23 protein-coding genes are annotated in these 21,962 nt (G+C 47.1%); 12 read left to right on the top strand and 11 right to left on the bottom strand.

Annotated elements, in window-relative coordinates:
- The first annotated feature begins 109 nt into the window (after positions 1–109).
- Positions 110–238 (top strand): hypothetical protein, encoded by a 129-nt coding sequence (locus A4U59_RS22345; RefSeq protein ID WP_281183307.1) that lies wholly within the window; start codon positions 110–112, stop codon positions 236–238.
- A 236-nt stretch (positions 239–474) separates the two neighbouring features.
- A complete protein-coding gene (gene pepF / locus A4U59_RS03320; RefSeq protein WP_070119736.1) occupies positions 475–2,292 on the top strand; it encodes an oligoendopeptidase F in 1,818 nt (605 codons plus the stop codon).
- 334 nt (positions 2,293–2,626) lie between these two features.
- Here the strand turns inward: pepF and A4U59_RS03315 are convergent, their stop codons facing one another.
- The 5 genes from A4U59_RS03315 to A4U59_RS03295 form a co-directional block, all read right to left on the bottom strand.
- A complete protein-coding gene (locus A4U59_RS03315) occupies positions 2,627–2,806 on the bottom strand; it encodes a hypothetical protein (RefSeq protein WP_070119735.1) in 180 nt (59 codons plus the stop codon).
- Positions 2,807–3,102: 296 nt separating this feature from the next.
- Complete coding sequence (locus A4U59_RS03310) at positions 3,103–3,984, bottom strand: ClpXP adapter SpxH family protein (RefSeq protein ID WP_211274896.1); 882 nt, start codon at positions 3,982–3,984, stop codon at positions 3,103–3,105.
- A gap of 2 nt (positions 3,985–3,986) precedes the next feature.
- Positions 3,987–4,400, bottom strand: a complete 414-nt coding sequence (locus tag A4U59_RS03305; protein WP_070119733.1) for a globin domain-containing protein — start codon at positions 4,398–4,400, stop codon at positions 3,987–3,989.
- A 293-nt stretch (positions 4,401–4,693) separates the two neighbouring features.
- The gene (locus A4U59_RS03300; RefSeq protein ID WP_070119732.1) at positions 4,694–5,305 is read right to left on the bottom strand and encodes a lytic transglycosylase domain-containing protein; all 612 of its coding nucleotides are present in this window, start codon (positions 5,303–5,305) and stop codon (positions 4,694–4,696) included.
- Positions 5,295–5,900, bottom strand: coding sequence for a CYTH domain-containing protein (locus A4U59_RS03295; RefSeq protein WP_070119731.1), 606 nt, complete (start codon positions 5,898–5,900; stop codon positions 5,295–5,297). The genes A4U59_RS03300 and A4U59_RS03295 overlap by 11 nt, the downstream gene beginning before the upstream one ends.
- A 132-nt stretch (positions 5,901–6,032) precedes the next feature.
- On the opposite strand from A4U59_RS03295, the gene A4U59_RS03290 reads away from it, so the two are divergent.
- The 4 genes from A4U59_RS03290 (at position 6,033) to A4U59_RS03275 (ending at position 8,921) form a co-directional block, all read left to right on the top strand.
- Complete coding sequence (locus A4U59_RS03290) at positions 6,033–6,404, top strand: UPF0738 family protein (RefSeq protein ID WP_070119730.1); 372 nt, start codon at positions 6,033–6,035, stop codon at positions 6,402–6,404.
- Between the two features lie 37 nt (positions 6,405–6,441).
- The gene (gene yjbM / locus A4U59_RS03285) at positions 6,442–7,077 is read left to right on the top strand and encodes a GTP diphosphokinase (RefSeq protein ID WP_070119787.1); all 636 of its coding nucleotides are present in this window, start codon (positions 6,442–6,444) and stop codon (positions 7,075–7,077) included.
- Between the two features lie 19 nt (positions 7,078–7,096).
- Positions 7,097–7,894 (top strand): NAD kinase, encoded by a 798-nt coding sequence (locus tag A4U59_RS03280; RefSeq protein ID WP_070119729.1) that lies wholly within the window; start codon positions 7,097–7,099, stop codon positions 7,892–7,894.
- A gap of 130 nt (positions 7,895–8,024) precedes the next feature.
- Positions 8,025–8,921: an RluA family pseudouridine synthase gene (locus A4U59_RS03275; RefSeq protein ID WP_070119728.1), complete on the top strand. Its 897-nt coding sequence runs from the start codon at positions 8,025–8,027 to the stop codon at positions 8,919–8,921.
- 276 nt (positions 8,922–9,197) lie between these two features.
- On the opposite strand, the gene A4U59_RS21260 is transcribed toward A4U59_RS03275, so the two are convergent.
- From A4U59_RS21260 to A4U59_RS03265, 3 genes are all read right to left on the bottom strand, one after another.
- On the bottom strand, positions 9,198–9,371 hold the full coding sequence (locus A4U59_RS21260) for a hypothetical protein (protein WP_157888126.1): 174 nt from the start codon (positions 9,369–9,371) through the stop codon (positions 9,198–9,200).
- Between the two features lie 75 nt (positions 9,372–9,446).
- Positions 9,447–10,193, bottom strand: a complete 747-nt coding sequence (gene prpE, locus A4U59_RS03270) for a bis(5'-nucleosyl)-tetraphosphatase PrpE (protein WP_245680485.1) — start codon at positions 10,191–10,193, stop codon at positions 9,447–9,449.
- 164 nt (positions 10,194–10,357) lie between these two features.
- Positions 10,358–11,521: an FtsW/RodA/SpoVE family cell cycle protein gene (locus A4U59_RS03265; protein WP_070119726.1), complete on the bottom strand. Its 1,164-nt coding sequence runs from the start codon at positions 11,519–11,521 to the stop codon at positions 10,358–10,360.
- A gap of 243 nt (positions 11,522–11,764) precedes the next feature.
- Between A4U59_RS03265 and mgtE the strand changes: the two genes are divergently transcribed.
- The 4 genes from mgtE to A4U59_RS03245 all read left to right on the top strand — a co-directional run bounded on the left by mgtE (position 11,765) and on the right by A4U59_RS03245 (position 16,807).
- Positions 11,765–13,129, top strand: coding sequence for a magnesium transporter (gene mgtE, locus A4U59_RS03260; protein ID WP_070119725.1), 1,365 nt, complete (start codon positions 11,765–11,767; stop codon positions 13,127–13,129).
- A gap of 78 nt (positions 13,130–13,207) precedes the next feature.
- Positions 13,208–15,058 (top strand): monovalent cation:proton antiporter family protein, encoded by a 1,851-nt coding sequence (locus tag A4U59_RS03255; RefSeq protein WP_070119724.1) that lies wholly within the window; start codon positions 13,208–13,210, stop codon positions 15,056–15,058.
- Positions 15,059–15,281: 223 nt separating this feature from the next.
- Positions 15,282–16,064 (top strand): enoyl-ACP reductase FabI, encoded by a 783-nt coding sequence (gene fabI / locus A4U59_RS03250; RefSeq protein WP_070119723.1) that lies wholly within the window; start codon positions 15,282–15,284, stop codon positions 16,062–16,064.
- A 206-nt stretch (positions 16,065–16,270) separates the two neighbouring features.
- Entirely contained in the window at positions 16,271–16,807 is a 537-nt protein-coding gene (locus A4U59_RS03245) for a CotO family spore coat protein (protein WP_070119722.1), read from the top strand.
- Positions 16,808–17,117: 310 nt separating this feature from the next.
- Here A4U59_RS03245 and A4U59_RS03240 read toward each other — a convergent pair whose 3' ends face one another.
- Positions 17,118–17,585, bottom strand: a complete 468-nt coding sequence (locus tag A4U59_RS03240; protein ID WP_070119721.1) for a CotY/CotZ family spore coat protein — start codon at positions 17,583–17,585, stop codon at positions 17,118–17,120.
- A gap of 217 nt (positions 17,586–17,802) precedes the next feature.
- On the opposite strand from A4U59_RS03240, the gene A4U59_RS03235 reads away from it, so the two are divergent.
- Together A4U59_RS03235 and A4U59_RS03230 are read left to right on the top strand one after the other, a co-directional pair.
- Positions 17,803–18,075, top strand: coding sequence for a hypothetical protein (locus A4U59_RS03235; protein WP_070119720.1), 273 nt, complete (start codon positions 17,803–17,805; stop codon positions 18,073–18,075).
- A gap of 529 nt (positions 18,076–18,604) precedes the next feature.
- Entirely contained in the window at positions 18,605–20,062 is a 1,458-nt protein-coding gene (locus A4U59_RS03230) for a UDP-N-acetylmuramoyl-L-alanyl-D-glutamate--2,6-diaminopimelate ligase (protein WP_070119719.1), read from the top strand.
- Positions 20,063–20,157: 95 nt separating this feature from the next.
- Here A4U59_RS03230 and A4U59_RS03225 read toward each other — a convergent pair whose 3' ends face one another.
- Both A4U59_RS03225 and A4U59_RS03220 read right to left on the bottom strand, forming a co-directional pair.
- Positions 20,158–20,799 (bottom strand): SDR family oxidoreductase, encoded by a 642-nt coding sequence (locus A4U59_RS03225; protein ID WP_070119718.1) that lies wholly within the window; start codon positions 20,797–20,799, stop codon positions 20,158–20,160.
- A complete protein-coding gene (locus A4U59_RS03220) occupies positions 20,800–21,819 on the bottom strand; it encodes an LLM class flavin-dependent oxidoreductase (protein WP_070119717.1) in 1,020 nt (339 codons plus the stop codon).
- Between the last annotated feature and the right edge of the window lie 143 nt (positions 21,820–21,962).

Here is a 21,962-nt window from a genome sequence, read left to right as displayed (position 1 = left end):
CCCCAAGTGTAAGCGGATTATATCGCAACCTATGTGTTTGTCGAAGCGATGAAAGCGGCAGGATTTATCGAAGTACCGGAAAAAATCCGCAGCCACATGCAGGACGGGCTTGATAACCTTCCGGAAGACAAAAAAGGTTTATGTCATCCCTTCAATCGGTGAAGACGGCGGTTTTGAAGCTGAATTGCTCATCGCAGCCGTGGAAAACGGCAAAATTGCACCTATTAAACTTGATTGATAAAAATGCTGCCTGTTCCCCATTGTGCGGAACAGGCAGTTTTTTTCGAGACGGCGGTCTTTCTCCATCAGAAAAAAATCGGTGCATGATTTTGCAGCGGCTGCCAACACTATAAACAATCAGGCAATTTAGAAAAAATAACCTTTTTAAACAGGAATGAAAGTAGGGAATAACGAAATATGGTAAGGTGGTTATTGCCTTTAGTTTTACTTTTTCAAGATGGAGGAGATTATCAAATGGCAGAAGAAACAAAAGTGAAAGAGCTTCCGGCCCGCGAAGAGATAGCCGAAGAGCTGACGTGGAGGCTTGAGGATATTTTTGCAAGCGATGAGGAATGGGAAAAAGAGTTCAAAGATACGAAGGAGCTCATTCCGAAAGTAAAAGAATATGAGGGAAAGCTTGGCGAAAGTGGTGAGACACTTTACCAGGCATTGAAATTACAGGATGAGGTCGGCATGAGGCTCGGAAAGCTTTATACATATGCCCACATGCGCTACGACCAGGATACGACCAACTCGTTTTACCAGGGCCTGAATGACCGGGCATCGAACCTGTATACCCAGGTCGGCAGCGCGCTGGCATTCATGGTCCCGGAAATTTTGAGCATCGATGAAGGCAAGCTGAAGTCCTTTTTGAAAGAAAATGAAGACCTGCGCCTGTATGAACAGGCACTCGATGAAATCACCCGGCAGCGTCCGCATGTGCTGAGCGCTAAAGAAGAAGCGCTCCTTGCCCAGGCTTCAGAGATGGCGTCATCACCGAGCAATACGTTCGGCATGCTGAACAACGCAGATCTCAAATTCCCGACGGTCAAAGATGAAAACGGGGAAAAAGTGGAAGTGACCCACGGCCGCTATATCCGTTTCCTCGAAAGCAGCGACCGCCGCGTAAGGGAAGATGCGTTCAAGGCGGTTTATGAAACATACGGAAAGTATAAAAATACATTTGCCAGCACGCTGAGCGGTACGGTAAAGAAAGATAATTTCTATGCCCAGGTCCGCAACTACGAAACGGCCCGCCAGGCAGCACTCGACAGCAACAACATCCCGGAAAGTGTCTATGACAACCTTGTCGGTACGGTGAATGACCACCTGGATCTGCTGCACCGTTACGTGAAACTCCGTAAAAGAGTGCTCGGTCTTGATGAACTCCACATGTACGATCTCTATACACCGCTCGTAAAGGAAGTGAAAATGGAGATACCGTACGAAGAAGCGAAAAAGAACGTGATTGAAGGACTGGCGCCGCTCGGCAGCGAGTACCAGGATATCCTTAAAGAAGGCTTTGAAAACCGCTGGATTGACGTTGAAGAAAATAAAGGCAAGCGAAGCGGGGCGTATTCATCCGGAACATATGGAACAAATCCATATATCCTATTGAACTGGCAGGATAACGTCAACAACCTGTTTACGCTCGCCCACGAGCTGGGCCATTCCGTCCATAGCTATTATTCAAGGAAGACTCAGCCTTATCCATACGCCAACTACTCAATTTTTGTCGCTGAAGTGGCTTCAACTACAAACGAAGCGCTCCTCAACGATTATATGCTTGAGCATACTGATGATAAAAAAGAGAAGCTGTACCTGCTGAACCATTACCTGGAAGGATTCCGCGGCACCGTTTTCCGCCAGACGATGTTTGCCGAATTCGAGCATAAAATCCACGAGATGGTTCGAAATGGCGAAGCGCTCACACCGGATGTACTTGAACAAGAGTACTATGAACTGAACAAAAAATACTTTGGCGATGACATTGTCATTGATAAGGAAATCGGCCTCGAATGGGCCCGCATTCCGCATTTCTATTACAACTACTATGTATATCAATATGCGACTGGCTTCAGTGCTGCCGCAGCTCTCTCCAAGCAAATTCTTGAAGAAGGCCAGCCGGCGGTTGATCGCTATATCGAGTTCTTGAAAGCCGGAAGCTCCGATTATCCGATCGAAGTGCTGAAAAAAGCCGGAGTTGACATGACCTCCGCAAAACCGATTGAAGAAGCACTCACTGTATTTGAAGAAAAACTGACGGAAATGGAAAAATTACTTGATGAATGATTGGACAAGACCGCATCCCGGGAAGGGGATGCGGTCTTGTTCTCGTTAAAATAAACAGCTTTAGGTTCGCTGTTCGGAAGTGATATATTTGAGTACCGGATGGGGATTTACCGGAAGAAACATGGAAATAGGATGAATGGAATGGAAACGTGCTGAATAAGCTGGAATTTGAGATCTCACCTTCTGAATCGGCTGTGTAAGCGGCTTACGGGAGGTGATATTTTCAAAAACAGCAATTTATCTTTTGAAAAATGAATTTACATATAAAAACGGCGGATTTATTTTCAAAAACGTCAGTTTTTCTTTTTTTCCAATCTTAAAAAAGGGCCGTATCTCACGGCCCAAACCCTTTAAACCGGTTCGGTTGCGTAATAGCAGCAATAGACAGCATGATTGAACCAAAGAAAATTGGTGCTGCTGCGAGCATAGGCGCCATCTTCATAAGCGCAAGCAGGTAATAGAAGAAGGAAAGGATAAATGCTGAGAGCGAAATGATAATAAGCCAGCCTTGCATGGGCATTCTCCCCGTTCTGTAAAAGAGTGTTATATTTTTTATATATGCAGGTTCCGCACCTGAAAGAACAGGCTCTGATGTGAAGTTTGACAGCTTTGTGAAATGTATAACAAACCGCTTGTTAAATACTGAACAAGTTGATATATTATAGATGTGAAGTTAATCACATAAAACATTACCCCTTTGTTTGACCGTGAAAAACTTTCTCCCATCCCCCTTTGTCGACTGAGACAAATAAAAAAACCGGGCCTCTGAGCCCGGTTTTTTTATTGTTGAAAAAGGGGAGTCCCTCCCCTTTAGTTTTCATCAATATAGCGCCAGAACGTTCCGTATTTTACAGGAACACGTTCCACTTTTTGTTTGATCAATAGTTTTTTCATGATCCGTTCGACTTCTTTGCATGATAGGTTGTAGACAACAGAGATCTCTTTTGTGGCCACAAAACGGAAATAACTTAAGAACTGTTCTATGCTCGGCAGCGGACTCGGTTTAATTTTGCGCTGCAAAATCTCTTCGATTACCTGGACATACACATCATAAGAGTAGTTTCCAGGCACCTTCAGCCCCTCATCCTCGAAATTGTGATTAAAGAAGACGAGTGTTGGGATATCGTGAATATCCATTTCGCCTGTCAGCTTCAAATCGCATTGAAAGGCCTTGACTGCTGCAGCAGACTGGAGGTCGCGCCTGAATTCACGAACATCAAGGTTTGCCTTTTTGGCGACGTCACATAATGTTTCTTCACTGTCGATACTTCTTTTTTCAAGAAACAGTTCTTCCTGAAGCTTTCTTAAAAACAGGAGGCCGGGCTTTTTACCTTGCAGTTCTGCGGCTTTAATGGCAATGGAGGCTGTATACGGAGTCGAAATCGGGTTTTCAAGCCATATATCCCCGTCGCAGGACATTCCTGTACGGCTGGCGGTCCGCTCCCAGCGCTCTGCAAGATTGGTATGGTTTTTCTTTTTGATTGTTTTATATGAACTCAGTTTTCCGCTTAATATGTGCCTGATTGTAAAAAAGCGGCCGTATTCGATTTGCAGTTTTTTGATGATCGGTTCAAGTGCCCAGCATTCCGGGCATAATGGATCGATAAAAACATACAGCTCAAGCGGTTTATGGAATAAATCATAATGAAAAGCAGAAGGGTGCTTGCGCCGTCCAGTCTGCAGGAAGTCCATGCTCATCCTCCTTTCTGCTCGTCGTTATCCGGTGTGTTGATCATATGTTGAGCAGTTAGTACAAGGCGATGGTAAAACTCGTCTCGCAAAGGGCCTTCGAGGCCGATTTCATCCATGGCGCTTCTCATGCAGGAAAGCCATGCCTCGGCCCTTGTCGGTGTGATTTCAAACGGGATGTGGCGGGCTCTTAGCATCGGATGGCCATGTTCCTGTGAATATAACGCCGGTCCGCCCAGGTATTGTGTTAAGAATTGCTTTTGTTTGCGTGCCGTTTCGGTCAGATCATCAGGGAAAATCGGTATAAGATCCGGGTGGCTGCCGACTCTTGTATAAAAAGCGTCCACAAGACGCGCAATCACTTTTTCTCCGCCAATCATATCGAACGGTGATTTAAAACTGGAATTTTCACGGTTCATAACTAAAATCTCCTCTATAACAGTCGATTTGTAAGTACATTTTAGCAACGCGCCCCGCCCCGGGCAAATGTTGTGTTTCGAACTTGGCTTCCTTCTTTTTCTATCGTTGTTGCCAGGCAATTGCCAGGCAATTTTATTTCCTCCGTATTCTAGAGGAAATGAAGCGTTGATTGCAATAATTAGGTCTTACGTATATTATTTCCATAATTTACCCGTTTTTAACGCAGGATTCATGGGATCTGCGGAATAAGGGGTACTGGGGCATAAAAAAACCTGCCGCTTGGAACGGCAGGTTATGTGTTGTATAAGGAGGATACTTTCTGAACATAATTGATTGTTTCTTTAAAAGGCGGGATTCCGTTATATTTGCTGACGTTTCCAGGCCCGGCATTGTAGGCGGCAAGGGCAAGGGAAACATCACCGTCATAGCGGTCGAGCATCTGGCGGAGATATTTAGAGCCGCCGTCAATGTTCTGGGCTGGATCGAACACGTTATCGACACCGAGCCCTCTTGCGGTCGCCGGCATTAATTGCATGAGTCCGCCCGCTCCGGCCCCGCTTTGAGCAAATGAATCAAAATTGGATTCCACCTGAATCACTGAGCGGATCAGCTTCGGGTCAAGGTCATATTTGGCAGATGCCTGGCTGATCAGCTGCTCGACTTGCTCGATCGGCGTTGAAGCGGGTGACGGCGGCTGGTATGGCGGAATGATTCCCGGCTTCAGCATGAGCTGCGCCTCCTGTTTTGGCGCAGCATAGCCGGCTGTATCCGTATAAGAAGCCAGCTGTTCCATCAGAAGATCGGTGAATAGAGTGCTGCTGCCCGCTGGCGTACCCGCTCCATTAGTTGAAAAGCCGCGCAAGGCTTGCAGTTCCATCATGACTTTCAATGTTTCAGTTCTCATGCTCATCCCCCGTTTTTTCTGCTTTCTGTTTTTCATCAAAAAAGCGCCTGATTTTATTGCGGGTGTCCCTGAGCGGGATTCCATGATCCTTCATCAAGTCATGGAATGCTTTTTCACCCTGTTCGGCTGAATCGGTTTCATACTCGATTTCATAATCGGTCTTTTCCAGGTATGTACTTTCATCGAATACGAGCGTACCGCCTTTATATTCCGTCTCAGCGCGGAGTGTAGCGAGTTTGCCGAGATACTGGATCTGTTCACCGGTTACGTTAAGGGAATGAAGCGCCTGTTTCACATCCCCGTCCGGCATCTTTCCGGAATTCTGCAGCTGTTCAGCTTGTTGCTGTGCCAGTTTTTGGTGGGTTTCAAGCAGTCCATCCGGATGCGGCTGTTTTAAGGTGAGCGTCAAGGAACCGTTTTTTTCCCGGATCCTGAGCGCAGCCCCTTTTTCCTTTACTGAAAAGGAAGGGGTGTCAAAATAATGATTCATCTGAAGGTGGAAAGCCTGCTGTTCTATATGGAAGACGGCTTTGAGCCGCTCAAATTCGTCTTTTTGCACAATGTTTTTAAATTCAATTTCAATTTCCCGGGCCATATTCTTGTCCTCCTCTGGCAGATACTGGACCCATTCATTATCGCATGATTCCATGAATCGCTCAATTTATATTTTGCGAATATTCTATGGTACACTAAAAAAGTATGGATGTTTTTTAAGGAGGATTTTGTCATGAGAACGAGAATTGAAGTGAAGGAAGCTTTATTCGAAAATGACAGGCTTGTTCTGCAGCCTGAAATTAAACATAATCTAGAAGGATTGGCCCCCGGAAGACGTGTTCTCGCAGATTCCGATCAGCTGTCTTTCATTTATATCCTGGAAGATCAGGAAGAATTCGTATACATAAGTTTGCCGAAACATATATGGCCGATGCTGAAGGAAGCGTTTGGCCGCAAAGCCCCCGTTATCCTGACTTCCGACGAAAACGAACTCGAACTTAGTGATTTCCATGTTGAACTGGCTGAGCTTGTCGAAAACATATCCGGCAATGCCAATTATGGAGAGGAAATGGAACAGGAAGTAACGGAGATTTTCGGCAATTAGGAGTACAACATTGACGCTGAGCGGAGGGATTGCTGTCATGGAGAGTGAAGAGTGGGATTGGTTTCTTGCGCCATACAGCCAGGCTGTAGATGAGCTTAAAATCAAATTCAGGGGCATTCGCAGCCAGTATGAAATGCAGTCGCAGCATTCGCCGATCGAATTTGTTACAGGCCGGGTGAAGCCGGTTCCGAGCATCATCACCAAAGCGAAACGAAAAGGCATCCCGTTTGACGAGATTGAAAAAGGAATCCAGGATATCGCAGGTGTGAGGCTCATGTGCCAGTTTGTGGACGATATCCCCACTGTCATCGAGCTTCTCAGGAATCGGAACGATTTTGAAATCATTGAAGAGCGTGATTACATTTCAAGTAAAAAAGACAGCGGTTACCGCTCGTATCACTTGCACGTCTGCTATCCGGTCCAGACAGTCAACGGGGAGAAAAAGATACTTGCTGAAATCCAGGTGCGCACGCTCGCGATGAATTTCTGGGCAACGATCGAGCATTCTATCAATTATAAATACAGCGGCCAGATTCCCGAACAGATCAAAATACGGCTGCAGCGTGCCGCAGAAGCTGCTATGCTTCTCGATGAAGAAATGTCCAAGATAAAAGATGAAATCCAGGAAGCCCAGCATCTTTTTTTACGGAAACACGAAGCAAGCAAGGATTAAAGCAAACAGGGGTGAGACAATGAAATTCGCGGTTACTTCCAAGGGCGATCAAATTTCAAATTCGATTAAACATAAAATAAAACGGTACTTGACCGATTTTGAGTTCGTATACGATGAAGGCCAGCCTGACATTGTCATCTCGGTAGGCGGCGACGGCACACTGCTTTATGCGTTTCACCGTTATAAAAAACGGCTCGATAAAACGGCATTCATCGGTGTCCATACCGGCCACCTCGGATTCTATGCGGACTGGGTTCCCGAAGAAATCGAAAAACTGGTGATCGATATTGCGAAAACGCCGTTTCAGACGGTCGAATATCCGCTTCTTGAAGTGATTGTGAGATACATCAACGGCAACAGGGAAGCGCAGTATTTGGCTTTGAACGAATGTACGGTTAAAGCGGTGGAAGGCTCGCTTGTCATGGATGTGGAAATCCGCGGGGAACAGTTTGAAACGTTCCGCGGTGACGGGCTGTGCATCTCCACGCCTTCAGGAAGTACGGCGTACAATAAGGCTCTTGGCGGAGCGATCATTCATCCGTCCATCGAGGCCATCCAGGTCGCCGAAATGGCATCCATCAACAATCGTGTGTTCCGAACCATCGGCTCGCCGCTGGTATTGCCAAAGCACCATACCTGTATGCTCAGACCCGTAAATGATGCCGATTTCCATATTACAGTCGACCATCTGACTTTGCTTCATAAAGATGTGAAATCAATTCAATTCCGGGTGGCTCAGGAAAGGGTTCGCTTTGCCCGGTTCAGGCCGTTCCCGTTCTGGACCAGGGTCAGGGATTCCTTCATCAGTGATGATTGAGGAGGGTGTTCTTCTGAAAAGGATAGCTCACCCTGAACGCTTTTGTTCATACTGCACGGCAGACTCGCCATACGGCGGGTTTTCTTTTTAGCTTGCATCTGGAAACCGGACTATGAAGGGGCTTTTACTAATGGGAAAGTGTTACATCATTGAAAAAACAATTCATAGAGCTGCCGAAGGGATGCTGATCCGCGAATTCGCTGCCAAAAACCTCTCTATTTCAAAAACATTGCTGACCGATGTGAAATTCAAAGGCGGCCGGATCCTCGTAAACGGCAGCGAAGAGAATGTCCGCTACCGTCTCAAAGAAGGAGATGTCCTTACGATTGAGCTCCCGCCTGAAGAGCGGAGCCCATCGATGCCGGCAGAACCGATCGATGTGCCGATTGTTTATGAGGACGATGAACTTCTGGTGGTTGATAAGCCGGCCGGCATACCGACAATCCCGTCACGGGAGCACCCCGGCGGCACACTGGCCAATGCGGTCCTAGCTTATTACGATAAAACCGGTGTGCCGGGAACCTTTCATGCCGTTAACCGGCTTGACCGGGACACATCTGGCCTGCTCATCATCGCTAAAAACCGGTATGTGCATCATCTTTTTTCCCTTCAGCAGCGGAAGCACTTGATCAAGCGTACCTACACGGCAATCGCCGAGGGAAGGGTCAACCCCGAATGCGGAGTGATCGATGCGCCAATCGGCAGAAAAGGGGACAGCATCATTGAGCGTGAAGTGCGGACAGACGGACAGCGTGCTGTTACGCATTATGAAGTGGATTCCATTCATGGTCATTTGTCAGTTTTAAAGCTAAAGCTTGAAACCGGCCGGACACATCAGATCAGGGTCCACCTTGCGGACATCGGCCATCCGCTGGCCGGAGACGATTTGTACGGCGGCAGCCGGGCGGGGATCAATAGGCAGGCACTGCATAGTTCGGCGCTTGTGTTTTATCACCCGATTGAGCAGCGGATGTACTCGTTTCGGAGCGGGATGCCGGAAGATATGAGACAACTGCTGGATAAATGAGATTCGGAGGTGGAGAGCGGTGCTGAGGGTAAAATGGCAGGTCGAACTGCAGTATTGCTGACGAGATCTGAACGGTGTGAAAGCAGTGCCGATTGGCGTGAAAAACACGGGATGCAGCGTGAAAGAGTCGATCTGGCGTGAAACCGGGCAGGTTAAGCATATAAGCATGTGTGTCAGGCTTGAATCTTGCAAGGTTTGGCATGAAAGAAGCGTGTTTTGGCGCGAAACCTAATCGGCTGAGTACGGCCATTTTCTGAACGGCGTGAATGAAAGAAGTTACGGCACGAAACAGCCTCCACTTGGCGTGAAATAGTTCAATTGCGGCGTGAAATCAGAAGACGGGGCTGTGTGCGTATGCTGAATGGAGCACAAATCAAACGTTACGGCATGCAAACTGCCGGCAACACGATAAAAAGATCCAAAGCCGGTGCGGAAATACCAATCAACCAACCTGCTAGCCCCCATCCAACAAAAAAACAGGCTCATCCGTAAAAAAAAGGACAAGCCTGCACTCCAATCCACCATTCAATCATCAAAAACCCGAAATTTCTCCGGGAATTCAGGCATTGCAGAAGGAACAGAAACAAGTTCCATTTCCGGATACCGCAAGGCGGTCAATTTGCCGCCGAACACGGCACCTGTATCAATGTTATACGTGTTATTTATTTTGCGCGGTTCTTTTACCGGCGTGTGGCCGTAAACGATCCAGGCATCGCCGTGATAATGCCGGGCCCAGTCGCGGCGGACGGGCGTGCCGTCGTGATTGGATTCACCTGTAATATCGCCATAGAGGACGAAGGTCTTCACTTTCTTGCTCGTTTTCCCGATGTAGTCCCCCCTGATGCCGGCGTGGGCGACGATGAGCCGCCCCTCATCAAGCTGAAGGTAAAGAGGGGCCTTTTCATACAGTTTCATGAAATGGGCACTTACCGCCCGTTTCTGTTTATCCGGAAGGCTCTTATATTCCTCAACAGTTGTCTCCAGGCCGTTTTTGATCTGGACATTGCGGCCAAGAAAGAAACGGTACAATTTATCACAATGATTACCGGGAGTATAGTGGGCGATTTTAAAGTCAACGACCATTTTCCAGAAGAGCTCCATCACTTTGATCGATTCCGGCCCCCTGTCGGTCAGGTCGCCGAGCGAAACGATCCGGCGTCCTTCAGGGTGCACCGGATAGCCTTTTTCCCAGCTGTACCCGAGCTTTTTGGTCAATTCAACAAACTCTTCATAACATCCATGTATGTCGCCGATTACATCGTATTTTTCCACAGGGAGCACTCCTTTCATAGAAACACATCCGAATTAAGATAAATTGCCAGGCATTCAAAAACCACCCCTGATTTCCGATACATAACTATTGTAAGTATTTACATGAACACAGAATAAAAAACATTGGTTTCAGCCGCAAGTAAAAACGGCCCGTGCAGGCCGTTTCAGTCAAACATATAGGTTCTGGTGCGGGATCTGACATTTAGAGCAAGCCCGAGTGCAATCATATACGTAACGAGTGAGCTTCCACCGTAGCTGATATATGGGAGCGGGATTCCGGTTATCGGCATCAGCTGAATGGTCATGCCGATGTTCTGGAAAACCTGGAAGGTGATCATCCCGATGACACCAGTGACGAGGTAGCTCCCAAACGGATCATGGCTGTCGAGGGCAATTTGAATCATCCGGTAAACGAACATGAAAAACAGTGAAACAACAAAACTCGCACCGATAAAGCCGAATTGTTCGGCAATGACACCGAAAATGAAATCGGTGTGTGCTTCAGGCAGATAGACTTCGGTTTGCCGGTAGCCTTTCCCTTCAAGCTGACCGGAACCGATCGCAAGCAGTGATTTGGTCAACTGATAGCCTTCAGTGGGATACTCGTAAGGGGCAAGCCAGCCGTAAAACCGCTCAAGCGCATGGCCGTAGTTATCCATTATTTTAGATTCGAACCAATCAGTGAAGGTGAAATATACGATAACAACCGAAAGTGCTGCCAGTATGAAACTGAGCACAATCCCGCCGATGATCCGCCACCTGATTCCAGACACAAGGACAAGTGCCGCCACAATAGCGGAAAGCACCATTGCCGTCCCAAGGTCAGGCTGTTTCATGACGAGAAAAAGAGGCGGAAGCGCGGTAAGCAAAATTTTGCCGAGCAGCCAGAAGTCGTCCTGGATCGTCTTTTGAATATAGATCTCATTATGTTTAAAGATAATAGAGCTTATCACAATAATAAGGAAAATTTTCATCAATTCAGACGGTTGAAAGTTGCCGAGCCCCGGAAGCTGATACCAGCTTGTCGCACCCTTTATTGTTTGAGTGCCAGGTGCATCAAACTCGAGACCGAGCAAAAGGAGCAAGCCAAAGCCGTATAAATACCAGGAGATAAGCCTGAATCGGTCAAAATCTATAATCATGACACCGGCAATGGCGACAAGGGATATGCCGTACCATACCAGTTGCCGTGAAGCAAAGTTGATATTTTCAAGTTTGGGCGGAAGAGGGGCGCTGTGAATCGCCACAGCACTGACTATCGCCATTATAAACATAATAAACAACAAACCGTAGTCGAGCTGCTGTAAAGGGGATTTATTATTATCCATGCAACGGTCCCTTTCTATTCTATCTCTTAGAAGTATTCTGTGAGGCAACACCTATTATCTTAACGGAAAATTTTGCTTTTGAAAACAAAACATCTTTTCAAATTGACAAAAGAATTGCTAACGGATACGATATATGAAGTTTTTGACGACAACATGCATGCCTTCTGTTAAGATGATTAAGAAATAATAGTCGCATGCCGATTTCCATCATACATATTACCTCAGGAGTAAGGAGGGGTTCAGATGGATCATTTGGAAGAGATCGAAAAACTTGAATATCAAAAAAAGCTGGAATCTGCCCTGGCTCAGGATGAAATAGAACTTTTCCGGAATGAGTTTTTCCAGGCACATCCTTATGACCAGGCCCAATTCTTCCTGAAGCAGCCTGAAGAGATCAGGGAACGGATCTATACGTATCTTTCCCCGGAAGAGATGGCAGAAATCTTTGAAAACTTCGAAACCGATGAGCAGGAAATGATCCTTAACGAAATGGAGCCTGCTTTTACAGCGAAGATGCTTTCTGACATGTATGTGGATGATGCAGTCGATGTCCTGAACGAATTGGATAAAGAACAGATCGCAAGCTACCTTGCTTTAATGGACCGTGAAGCTGTCAAAGAAATCAAGCAGCTGCTCCATTATGAAGAAAAAACGGCGGGCAGCATCATGACAACTGAGTATGTTGTCATTCACTCAAGCAATACGGTCAGAGAAGCCATGCAAATCCTTAAAAAAGAAGCTCCGGAAGCGGAGACGATTTACTATATTTTCGTGATTGACCGGCAGAAGCGGCTTGTTGGTGTCGTTTCCCTCCGTGACTTGATCATCGCGGAAGATGGCGAGCTCATCCAGGATGTCATGAATGAACGAGTGGTGTCCGTTTCAGCCGGCAAGGATCAGGAAGAAGTCGCGCGCATGATGAAAGACTATGACTTCCTCGCTCTTCCGGTTGTCGATTTTAAAAATCACTTGCTCGGTATCATCACAGTCGATGATATCATGGACGTCATGGATGAAGAGGCAAACGAAGACTACTCACGTCTTGCCGGTGTATCCGATATGGATACGGCCGACAGGGATCCTATGATTGCAGCCAAAAAACGTCTCCCATGGCTCATCATTCTGCTGTTTCTCGGGCTGATCACCGCGAACTTGATCGGGATGTTTGAGGCGACGCTGGATAAAGTGGCCATTCTGGCAACTTTTATACCGCTCATTGCCGGAATGGCAGGGAATTCAGGAACTCAGGCGCTGGCAGTTGCCGTCCGTGGGATTGCCACCGGCGATTTTGAGGAAGAAAGCCGCTGGAGGCTAATCCGCCGGGAAGCAGGTACAGGGGTCATCACCGGAACAATTTCAGGCATAGTTGTTGCAATTATCGTCTATTTCTGGCATCATCAATTATTCCTCGGACTGCTTGTCGGGTTCTCCATCCAGATTACGCTCGTTGTCGCGACGCTCGCCGGTGCTCTTGTTCCGCTATTGATGCACCGCCTGAATGTCGACCCGGCTGTAGCATCAGGACCGTTCATCACAACGCTTAATGACATTATCAGCCTGTTGATTTATTTCGGCATGGCTACTGTTTTCATGCAGTATTTGTTATGAAAATATATCGTAACCGCCGTGGTCTATTTTAACAGCGGATCCTCTATTTATAAGTGAAGGTTTGAAAGGAGGTAGGCAATGGAATCACATGCCTCATTTACATCACTCGTCATTGTCCTTATTGTCGCTTTTATCACGCCGATTTTACTGCACCGTTTCAGGCTCCGGATCATTCCGGTCGTAGTGGCGGAAATCATTATGGGGTTGATTATAGGCAAAAGCGGCTTAGATATTGTCCAGCAGGATGTCTGGCTCGAAACGATTTCAACGTTCGGCTTTATTTTCCTGATGTTTTTGAGCGGACTTGAAATTGATTTCAGTGCGTTTGCCGGTACCACGAAGAAAGAAAAACTGCCTAATGGCAAAGATGCTCCCAATGCATTTTTAGTTGCATCGGTCATCTTCATTATTGTGTTTACAGTATCCTTGCTCATGTCCCTTGGCTTCGTGTGGGCCGGGTTTATCGAAAATGCTTTCTTGATGACCTTGATCATTTCCACGATATCGCTCGGCATTGTCGTTCCGACTTTGAAGGATGCCGGTATTATGAAATCGAACTTGGGCCAGACGATCCTCCTTGTCGCGGTTATTGCCGACCTGGTTACGATGATCCTGCTTGCCGTATTTGTTTCATTATACGGAGAAGGACATGGAAGCATGTGGCTGCTTCTGATCCTGTTCGGAGTCGGTGTCCTGTTTTATTTCCTCGGCAAACATTTCAAGCACCGGTCATTTCTTGAAACAATGTCGACGGGCACGATCCAAATCGGAATGCGGGCCATTTTCGCATTGCTCATCATTCTTGTCGGCCTATCTGAAACCGTCGGGGCAGAAAACATTCTCGGTGCGTTCCTGGCCGGCGTGCTCGTATCATTGCTTTCGCCGAATCCGGAAATGGTGCACAAGCTGGATTCATTCGGGTATGGCTTTTTAATTCCGGTTTTCTTTGTGATGGTCGGAGTTGACCTTGAAATCTGGGGGCTGTTCAGCGAACCGAAAGTGCTCCTTTTGATTCCGCTGCTGTTTTTGGCTCTTTTGATTTCCAAGATGCTCCCGTCACTTGTTCTGAAAAGGTGGTATGCCTGGAATAATGTCATGGCATCCGGGCTTATTTTGACATCGACACTCTCGCTTGTTATTGCGGCGGCGACAATCGGTGAACGGATGGATATTATTGATAAGCAGATGTCCTCAGCGCTCATTCTGGTGGCGGTCATTACATGTATCGTGTCACCGATCCTGTTTGCGAAGCTTTATAAAAATGAAACAGAAGATGACCATATCACCACAATTGCCTTCATAGGGGCGAACCGCTATACACTGCCGGTTACACGCGAACTTGACTATGATCATTTCAAAACGTACCTGTTCCACACCCGCCAGGATAAAATTGATAAGCAAATTTCGAATTCCTGTTTTGACATCATCGAACTTGACAGTTATTCCATTGATAATTTGAAACAGCTGCAAGTTTTTGATGTTGATGTGCTCGTTGTATCGACGGGTGATGAAGAGGTTAACGGCGAAATTGCAATCTACGGGAAGAAGGCGGGAATTGAACGCGTCATTGCCCGGGTGGAGACATCGGAACTTGATGAAGCGATGAAAGCGAACGGCATCGAGGTATTCTCGGTTTTCTTCTCGACAAAAGCTCTGCTTAAGGCAATGATCGAGTCTCCCGGCGTCATGAACATGTTCACGAAACAGGAAAGTGCGCTGTATCAGGTAAATATGAATAATCCGGCATACGATGGCATCTATTTGCGGAACTTCCCATTCACCGGGGATGTCATCATGGTCCGCATCTTCCGCGGGAAAGATTCGATCGTTCCGCATGGGGATACCGAACTTGTGCTTGGGGACCGCCTGATTGTAACAGGGTCAAAAGAATATGCCGAAGAACTTCGTGAAGAATTGGAATATGTGTAGATCAACTGATGCAAACCAGCAAGCATAAATACGTGATTGACCGAAAAACAGCCGCTCTGCAGCCAGGGCGGCTTTTCATATGGTAAAAAGTTATCCTGGACCCCTGCAGTCTCAAGTTTAACTTTTGCTAATATTGGTTTTAGGGAGAAAAACTGTGTTATAATATTATTCATATAACCAGGTACTAATAACATGTCTCAAAAATAATTGAGGGGGATATAAGATGTTGAATTTGAAAGGCCGTACATATGTAATTATGGGTGTTGCGAACAAGCGCAGCATCGCATGGGGAATTGCCCGTTCACTTCATAATGCCGGTGCCAGCCTGATTTTCACATACGCAGGCGAACGGCTTGAGAAAAATGTCCGCCAGCTTGTGGAAACACTTGAAGGGCAGGAGGATGCCCCTGTGCTGCCATGTGATGTGACAGACGATGCGGATATTGACAAATGTTTTGCTGAAATCAAAGAAAAAGCGGGCGTTGTTCATGGACTGGCGCACTGCATCGCTTTTGCCAATAAGGAAGAGTTGAAAGGGGACTTTCTGAATACAACACGGGAAGGATTCTTGCTTTCACAGAATATCAGTGCTTATTCCCTTACTGCCGTTGCCAAAGCAATCCGTGAATACGATCTGATGTCAGAAGGCGGAAGCATCGTTACCCTTACTTATCTCGGCGGCGAGCGCGTGGTTGAGAATTATAACGTGATGGGTGTCGCCAAAGCTTCCCTTGATGCAAGCGTGAAATACCTTGCTGCCGATCTTGGTAAAGAAGGAATCCGTGTCAATGCCATCTCTGCCGGGCCTATCCGGACACTGTCTGCCAAAGGCGTCGGTGACTTCAACTCAATCCTCAAGGACATCGAGGAAAGGGCACCGCTGCGACGGACCACGACAACCGAAGAAGTCGGAGATACAGCTGTATTCCTGATGAGCGACCTGTCGCGCGGACTGACAGGAGAGACCCTCCACGTCGACTCCGGCTTCCATATCCTTGGAAGATAACAAAACCCAACACCATAACCCCTGCCGGCACCCGGCAGGGGTTTCTTTATGCAAACTGCTGAAAGAAAGAGTTGCAAGGAACTGGGGTTTGGAGAGATTGCCAGGCAATTGCCTGGCAATCGCTCCATCAGCGTTAGGCACATCTCCCGGATAACCGCATACTATGTCAATGGAGAATGGCTTATGAAAGCATGAGGAGGGTTTTGATGAGCATTCATAAGGAAAAGAATAACGGGCCAATGCTTTATATTAATCAGCCGTCTTTTGGCAATACGCCCAAAAGGATGCAGAACATTTTCAAAGTGAACCCGCATCAGGCTGAACCTGAAAAACAGGGAAATGATTCACCAGCATTGCAGAAGCAGAAGAAGGCTGAATCCAAAAATGGAAAAGGGATAAAAGGAAAAGGAAATGATGAAAACAAGAAACAGCCGGACACCGATAAAGAACCAGAGGTAACGGCTTCCCAAAAGGAAGACTCCAAACATAAAAAAGAGAACACACATAAGGACAGCCTGGCTTTTAAAGAAATGAGCATCCCGGAACGCATCGATTATTTGCTGAACTTGCCGTTCGGAATCCCGCCGATTAAATGTGAAATAGTGACTGAACAACGCAGTTACCGGGGGATCGTAGCCTCTAAAAAGGAAGATAAAATCATGGTTTTCCACTTTGGTTCGCCTCGCAATCTGAATATACGGATTGAAGAGATTCGAGACATCAAGATGAAAAGTTTCAATTGACAGTCAGAAAACAAGCCCGAGAATGCGGGCTTGTTTTTTTGGGACCAGGTCTTTGCGCCGGGTATAAATTCCGTCTAAGGTGAAGACGGATTGTACGAACCGAATTAGAAAATCACGGCATCCTCCTAAAGGCTCGATAAGTGGCGGGTTTTCTTTACGGACGTTGAATCGTGCGAAGACAGAGGCGTATAGAACCAATCTATATTCTTAAAATTGTCCACTTGCGCCGAAGCAATTTCCTGCTGACGATTTAAACCCAAAACAGAAAAAAAGACTGCGAAAATATATCCGCAGTCTTCTTATTTGATCCTTAGTCCATTGTGCTGACCGCTGGCAGGCAGCTGATGCCGCAGAAGCAGTCAAGGTCTACTGTAATGCAAATGCCAGTGCGGGTCAGATCACCGGTTCCCACATCACCTTTAAACTGATCGCATGGATCTTTACAAGCATTTCCGTCACCGGTATCAAGCAGTTCCAGAAGAGCACAGCAATCTTTATCGACAGACTTCACACGGAAGATGAAGCTTTCAAAGCATTCGAGATCACTGTTGTCTGTTCTTACACCGAAGCCTTTAAAAGGCTTGCAGTCCCCTTCACAGAAAAGAATGAAAGGAACAGTATCGAGATCATTTGCTGCAACAGGACTTAGAAGATCCTCGATTGATTTTTCACAGCTTACATCACAGCAATTTTCCACCACATCTGATTGTGCATCGGCAATAGCCTTAACGATGTCACATACACAGTTACCTGTATCATGATCTTTACGGCAACCCATAAATGATTTCCTCCCTTTAACATGAGTTATTGACCTATTGTCTCTAACAGGATATGAACGGGGAGACAGATGGTGTGGGTCATTGTCCCGACTTCATATAGTTTCTTTAGGAATTAAGGAATTCTTGAAAAATTGGATATGAGCCTATACTGCCGGAACGGTAGCTGAATATGTTAACAGTGTACAATGCCATAGGCAGGGGAGGGAATGCAACATTATGTCTGAAAACAAGAAAAGGGTCATTAAGGTTGACCGTCTATTTGTTGATGCAGATGAAGTCATCATCCGCCCGCGTGAACGGCGCCGGGATCACCACAGGGATCGCTTTGATCCATGGTTCGGCGGCAGAAGAGGAAGAGGCGCGGAACGGGGTCTCGAAAGTTCAGGCCGCGGCCATCATCGTGAAAGCCATGAAAGTTCAGGGCTCGGCCCGGAAAGCTCCGGTTTGAAGCACGAAAGTTCTGAGCGGAGACGGCGCCGGTTCTGGTAAATGGTTTGCAGGGAAGAGTCCATTATGCGGGCTCTTCTTTTTTACTGTTAAGGAAATTATAAAATGTAAGCGTTGCGGATAAAAAGCCAGAAGAGAATCGTTCAGTTCCATGAGCCGGCGGTTATCGTCATAAGCGGGCACCTTGCGCATTTGTTCCTGTACAGGACTTTAATTTGTCAGGAAGGCAGGACATAGAAAATTTCACATTTCCCTCTTTCCTTGCCTCTGTTGAAAAGGCCAGGTTGAAGTATAATTTTAATTAACAATGATGTTTCGGGGCCGAACGAGCGAGACTTCTGTAAAATGCTCCACATTTCCTTTGTGCGGGGGAGACTCGAGGAAGTTAAAACAACATTCTTCAGGGTAAGCAAAAAGAAGGATGATGGCTGCCTCAATTACAAAAAAAAGGGTTATTTTTATTGCTGTAGCGGGAAATGATTCAAAGGTATTGAAAAGTGGACATGAAAACCAGTGATTTTGCGAAATATATTATCAACCTCTACTAATTTTGCGAGAAAAAGGAGAAGCCATGAAACTAGCCAAGTTATTTCACGATCTTGACATTACACCGGCAATCTCTAGGGAACCGGTTGATATAAGCGGAATCAGTTTCCATTCCGGCAAAGTGCAGCCCGGCCATCTTTTTGTCGCCATTAAAGGGTATCAGGTGGATGGACATCAGTACATAGAGGACGCCATTCAAAAAGGGGCGGCAGCTGTAATCGGGGAACAGGAAATGGAAGGGCTCCCGGTGCCTTATTACCGGACAGGCAATGCCCGCAAAGCACTTGGCAAGCTGGCCAGGGCATTTTATGGGAACCCGGCGGATAAGCACATTCTGATCGGCATCACCGGCACGAATGGGAAAACGACCACTTCATTTATGGTACGGCATATTCTAGAGTATGCCGGGATTTCCAGTGCGCTGCTTGGAACCGTAGGATATGTTATCAATGGCAAAAAGCAAAAAACGGATAACACAACACCGGATGCTGTGTCGCTTCAGAAAATGCTGCATGATTCAAAAGACGAAGCGGTCGTCATGGAAGTTTCTTCCCACGGGATTGACCAGGACCGCGTCGGCGGCGAAATGTTCGATTATGCCGTTTTCACGAATCTCAGCCATGACCATCTTGATTACCATAAGAGCATGGAAGAGTACTTTGAAGTGAAAGCAAGGCTTTTTGAATATATGAAGGACCAGGGAATGGCGATCGTAAACCGTGATTGTCCGTGGGGGAGGAAGCTTGCTGACCGGCTGGAAGGAAAAGGGCAGTCCGTTTCATCATTCGGAAGTGAACCGAATAATGATACTGTCTTACAAGAGGTAGTAAGCTTGAACGGGGCCAATTTTGATATTCTAGACAAGGGCGAATTGCGCCATGTCAAAATACCGCTCCCTGGAAAATTCAACATCGAAAATGCGACGGCTGCATTTTTGACAGCAAGGCAAATCGGCGTTGAGCCGGAAGTGATTTTAGAGGCGCTCCGCTGTTTCCCGGGAGTGCCGGGCCGATTTGAAACGTATCGTCATCCGAACGGCGGGAAATTCATTGTGGATTATGCCCACACGCCATCTGCCTTGACTGTTTTCCTGGAAACGATCCGCAGCTTTGAGCCTGTTGCAGTGACACATATTTTCGGTTTCAGGGGGCAGCGCGATCTTTCCAAGCGGGAAGAAATGGTTCTTTCTTCGATAGAACACAGTGACAAAGTCATTCTCACATTTGATGACTTGAATGGAGTGCCGGAGGAAGAAATGCTGAGTGATCTTGAGAATTTAAAAGGGAAGGCAGGACCTGAGAAAGTGTCTGTCATCCATGACCGGACAGAAGCAATACAGACCGCATGGAACAATGCACAGGAAGGAGAATGGGTCCTCATCACCGGAAAAGGCCCTGAAAACTACCACAACACGTTTAAAATCCCCGCTTCATCAGACGCAGAACTGATTAAAATGCTGCAGAAAAAGCAGGTGCGGGTATAGAATATGTCAAAAAAACCACCCGATTGATGGGTGGTTTTTGGTTTGTGTTTTTGTGCCTGGCAATTGCCAGGCAATTTTCGTCAAGCGGGGCCCCTTTAAACAGATTCGACTGCTTTTCCGATGTCCTTCTCACCTTCCAGTAGCTCAAGGGTTTTGCCGCGGACGTTATGTTTGCCGACTGATTCAACGAGGACCCGTGCCACATCAGCTCGTGGAATGGAGCGGCCGGTTCGGTCGCCGACGTTCTCCCGCAAATCGACTTTTCCGTCTGGCTCGGTGTTCGTCAGGGCACCAGGGCGGATGATTGTATAGTTCAATCCTGATGTTTTCAAATATTCATCCGCACGGCGCTTTGCATATAGATAAAACTTCATGGAATCAGGGCCTTTTTCCGGTGCGTCCGATCCCATCGAGCCGAGCATGACGAAATGCTTTACGCCAAACTGTTTGGCATAATCAATGGACTTGATCGCACCTTCCTGGTCGATAAGAATCGTTTTATCCGCCCCCGTATGCGGTCCGGAGCCGGCAGCGAAAATGACAGCATCACATCCGTAAAAGGCATGGGAAAAATCATTTTCAAGGTCTGCTAAAACGGTTTTCGCACCCATGTCCTCAAATTGGGGCACCTGGTTGGTGTCACGCACCATTGCAACCGGGTCATGCTCGCTTTCCGTTAATTGCCTGACGATGTGTTTCCCTACCTGGCCGTTTGCGCCGATAACAAGTACTTTCATTTAATTTCCCTCCTGTTCATTATTGTTCAAACTGAAGGCGTCGGCAAGAAGTTCGTATGACCGGATCCTTTCTTCAAAAGGATATGTAATCGTGTTGATGATTATTTCTTCAGTCCCGTATGCTTTTGCCAATTCTTCAAGCTGCTGCTTCACTTGAGCGGCATCGCCGACTACCATACGGTTCCGGTTTTCCCTCACGCGCTCTCGTTCAAACGGGCTGTACGTATAGGACAGTGCTTCTTCAGGCGGCGGAAAACCGTTCTTTGATTTACCCTGTTCAATAAGAAGCAGGGCGAGATCGAGGCTCGATGCGAGACGTTCCGCTTCCTGCTCGGTATCAGCCGCAATCGTGAAAACACTGACACTTGTTTTCGGTTCGCTGTTCAGTCCGGAAGGCCTGAAACGGGATCGGTACCGATCGGTCGCAAGCATGCCTCCTTGTGAATTGATAAAATGTGCGAAAGTGAAAGACGCGCCGATTTCAGCTGCAAGGAGTGCGCTGGCTGCGCTTGAGCCTAGAAACCATAACTCAGGGATCGATGGCCCTGTCGGTGTTGCGTAGACACCCATCATATAGGGATCTTCACCGCGAAGGTAGGCGAGCAGTTCATCAATTTGTTCCGGATACCGTTCGGCGCTGCGGATCTGGCCGTCATGGAGAGCCCGGTTCACATTCGGCATGCCGCCGGGTGCGCGGCCGATGCCGAGATCGATCCGGCCAGGATGCAAGTTCTCAAGGATCCGGAAGTTTTCTGCCACCTTATAGGCGCTGTAATGCGGCAGGAGGACACCGCCGCTTCCGATCCGAATGGTTGAAGTGTTGGCGGCAAGGTGCGCAATAAGCACCTCAGGTGAAGAGCCGGCAAGGCTTGGCGTACTGTGATGCTCAGAAACCCAGAAACGGTGGTATCCGAGTTCCTCTACCTTTCTTGCAAGCTCTGTCGTTTGCAGTAATGCATCTCGTGCTGTATCTCCTCTTAAGACCGGTGACTGGTCAAGGACACTTAATCGAAGTCCCACACTCATTCCTCCTTAGCAAGCCTGTTTTTATTATGTGCATAGTTAGAGCGGTTTTTGAAACAGAATGCATGAAGCTGTTTGTGCGAATGGACAAACTTTTTGTTTTCGGCAGAAAAAGCGCAACTGAAAATGCCTGGCAATTG

The organism is Bacillus marinisedimentorum, from assembly GCF_001644195.2.
In the GTDB taxonomy this organism is placed as follows: domain Bacteria; phylum Bacillota; class Bacilli; order Bacillales; family Bacillaceae_O; genus Bacillus_BL; species Bacillus_BL marinisedimentorum.
This window is presented reverse-complemented; position numbering and strand designations above follow the sequence as displayed.

Excerpts from the sequence above, each read along its gene's own strand:
- pepF (WP_070119736.1), top strand. The coding sequence starts at position 475 with ATGGCAGAAGAAACAAAAGTGAAAGAGCTTCCGGCCCGCGAAGAGATA.
- A4U59_RS03315 (WP_070119735.1), bottom strand. The coding sequence starts at position 2,806 with ATGCAAGGCTGGCTTATTATCATTTCGCTCTCAGCATTTATCCTTTCC.
- A4U59_RS03310 (WP_211274896.1), bottom strand. The coding sequence starts at position 3,984 with ATGGACTTCCTGCAGACTGGACGGCGCAAGCACCCTTCTGCTTTTCAT.
- A4U59_RS03305 (WP_070119733.1), bottom strand. The coding sequence starts at position 4,400 with ATGAACCGTGAAAATTCCAGTTTTAAATCACCGTTCGATATGATTGGC.
- A4U59_RS03300 (WP_070119732.1), bottom strand. The coding sequence starts at position 5,305 with ATGAGAACTGAAACATTGAAAGTCATGATGGAACTGCAAGCCTTGCGC.
- A4U59_RS03295 (WP_070119731.1), bottom strand. The coding sequence starts at position 5,900 with ATGGCCCGGGAAATTGAAATTGAATTTAAAAACATTGTGCAAAAAGAC.
- A4U59_RS03290 (WP_070119730.1), top strand. The coding sequence starts at position 6,033 with ATGAGAACGAGAATTGAAGTGAAGGAAGCTTTATTCGAAAATGACAGG.
- yjbM (WP_070119787.1), top strand. The coding sequence starts at position 6,442 with ATGGAGAGTGAAGAGTGGGATTGGTTTCTTGCGCCATACAGCCAGGCT.
- A4U59_RS03280 (WP_070119729.1), top strand. The coding sequence starts at position 7,097 with ATGAAATTCGCGGTTACTTCCAAGGGCGATCAAATTTCAAATTCGATT.
- A4U59_RS03275 (WP_070119728.1), top strand. The coding sequence starts at position 8,025 with ATGGGAAAGTGTTACATCATTGAAAAAACAATTCATAGAGCTGCCGAA.
- A4U59_RS03265 (WP_070119726.1), bottom strand. The coding sequence starts at position 11,521 with ATGGATAATAATAAATCCCCTTTACAGCAGCTCGACTACGGTTTGTTG.
- mgtE (WP_070119725.1), top strand. The coding sequence starts at position 11,765 with ATGGATCATTTGGAAGAGATCGAAAAACTTGAATATCAAAAAAAGCTG.
- A4U59_RS03255 (WP_070119724.1), top strand. The coding sequence starts at position 13,208 with ATGGAATCACATGCCTCATTTACATCACTCGTCATTGTCCTTATTGTC.
- fabI (WP_070119723.1), top strand. The coding sequence starts at position 15,282 with ATGTTGAATTTGAAAGGCCGTACATATGTAATTATGGGTGTTGCGAAC.
- A4U59_RS03245 (WP_070119722.1), top strand. The coding sequence starts at position 16,271 with ATGAGCATTCATAAGGAAAAGAATAACGGGCCAATGCTTTATATTAAT.
- A4U59_RS03240 (WP_070119721.1), bottom strand. The coding sequence starts at position 17,585 with ATGGGTTGCCGTAAAGATCATGATACAGGTAACTGTGTATGTGACATC.
- A4U59_RS03235 (WP_070119720.1), top strand. The coding sequence starts at position 17,803 with ATGTCTGAAAACAAGAAAAGGGTCATTAAGGTTGACCGTCTATTTGTT.
- A4U59_RS03230 (WP_070119719.1), top strand. The coding sequence starts at position 18,605 with ATGAAACTAGCCAAGTTATTTCACGATCTTGACATTACACCGGCAATC.
- A4U59_RS03225 (WP_070119718.1), bottom strand. The coding sequence starts at position 20,799 with ATGAAAGTACTTGTTATCGGCGCAAACGGCCAGGTAGGGAAACACATC.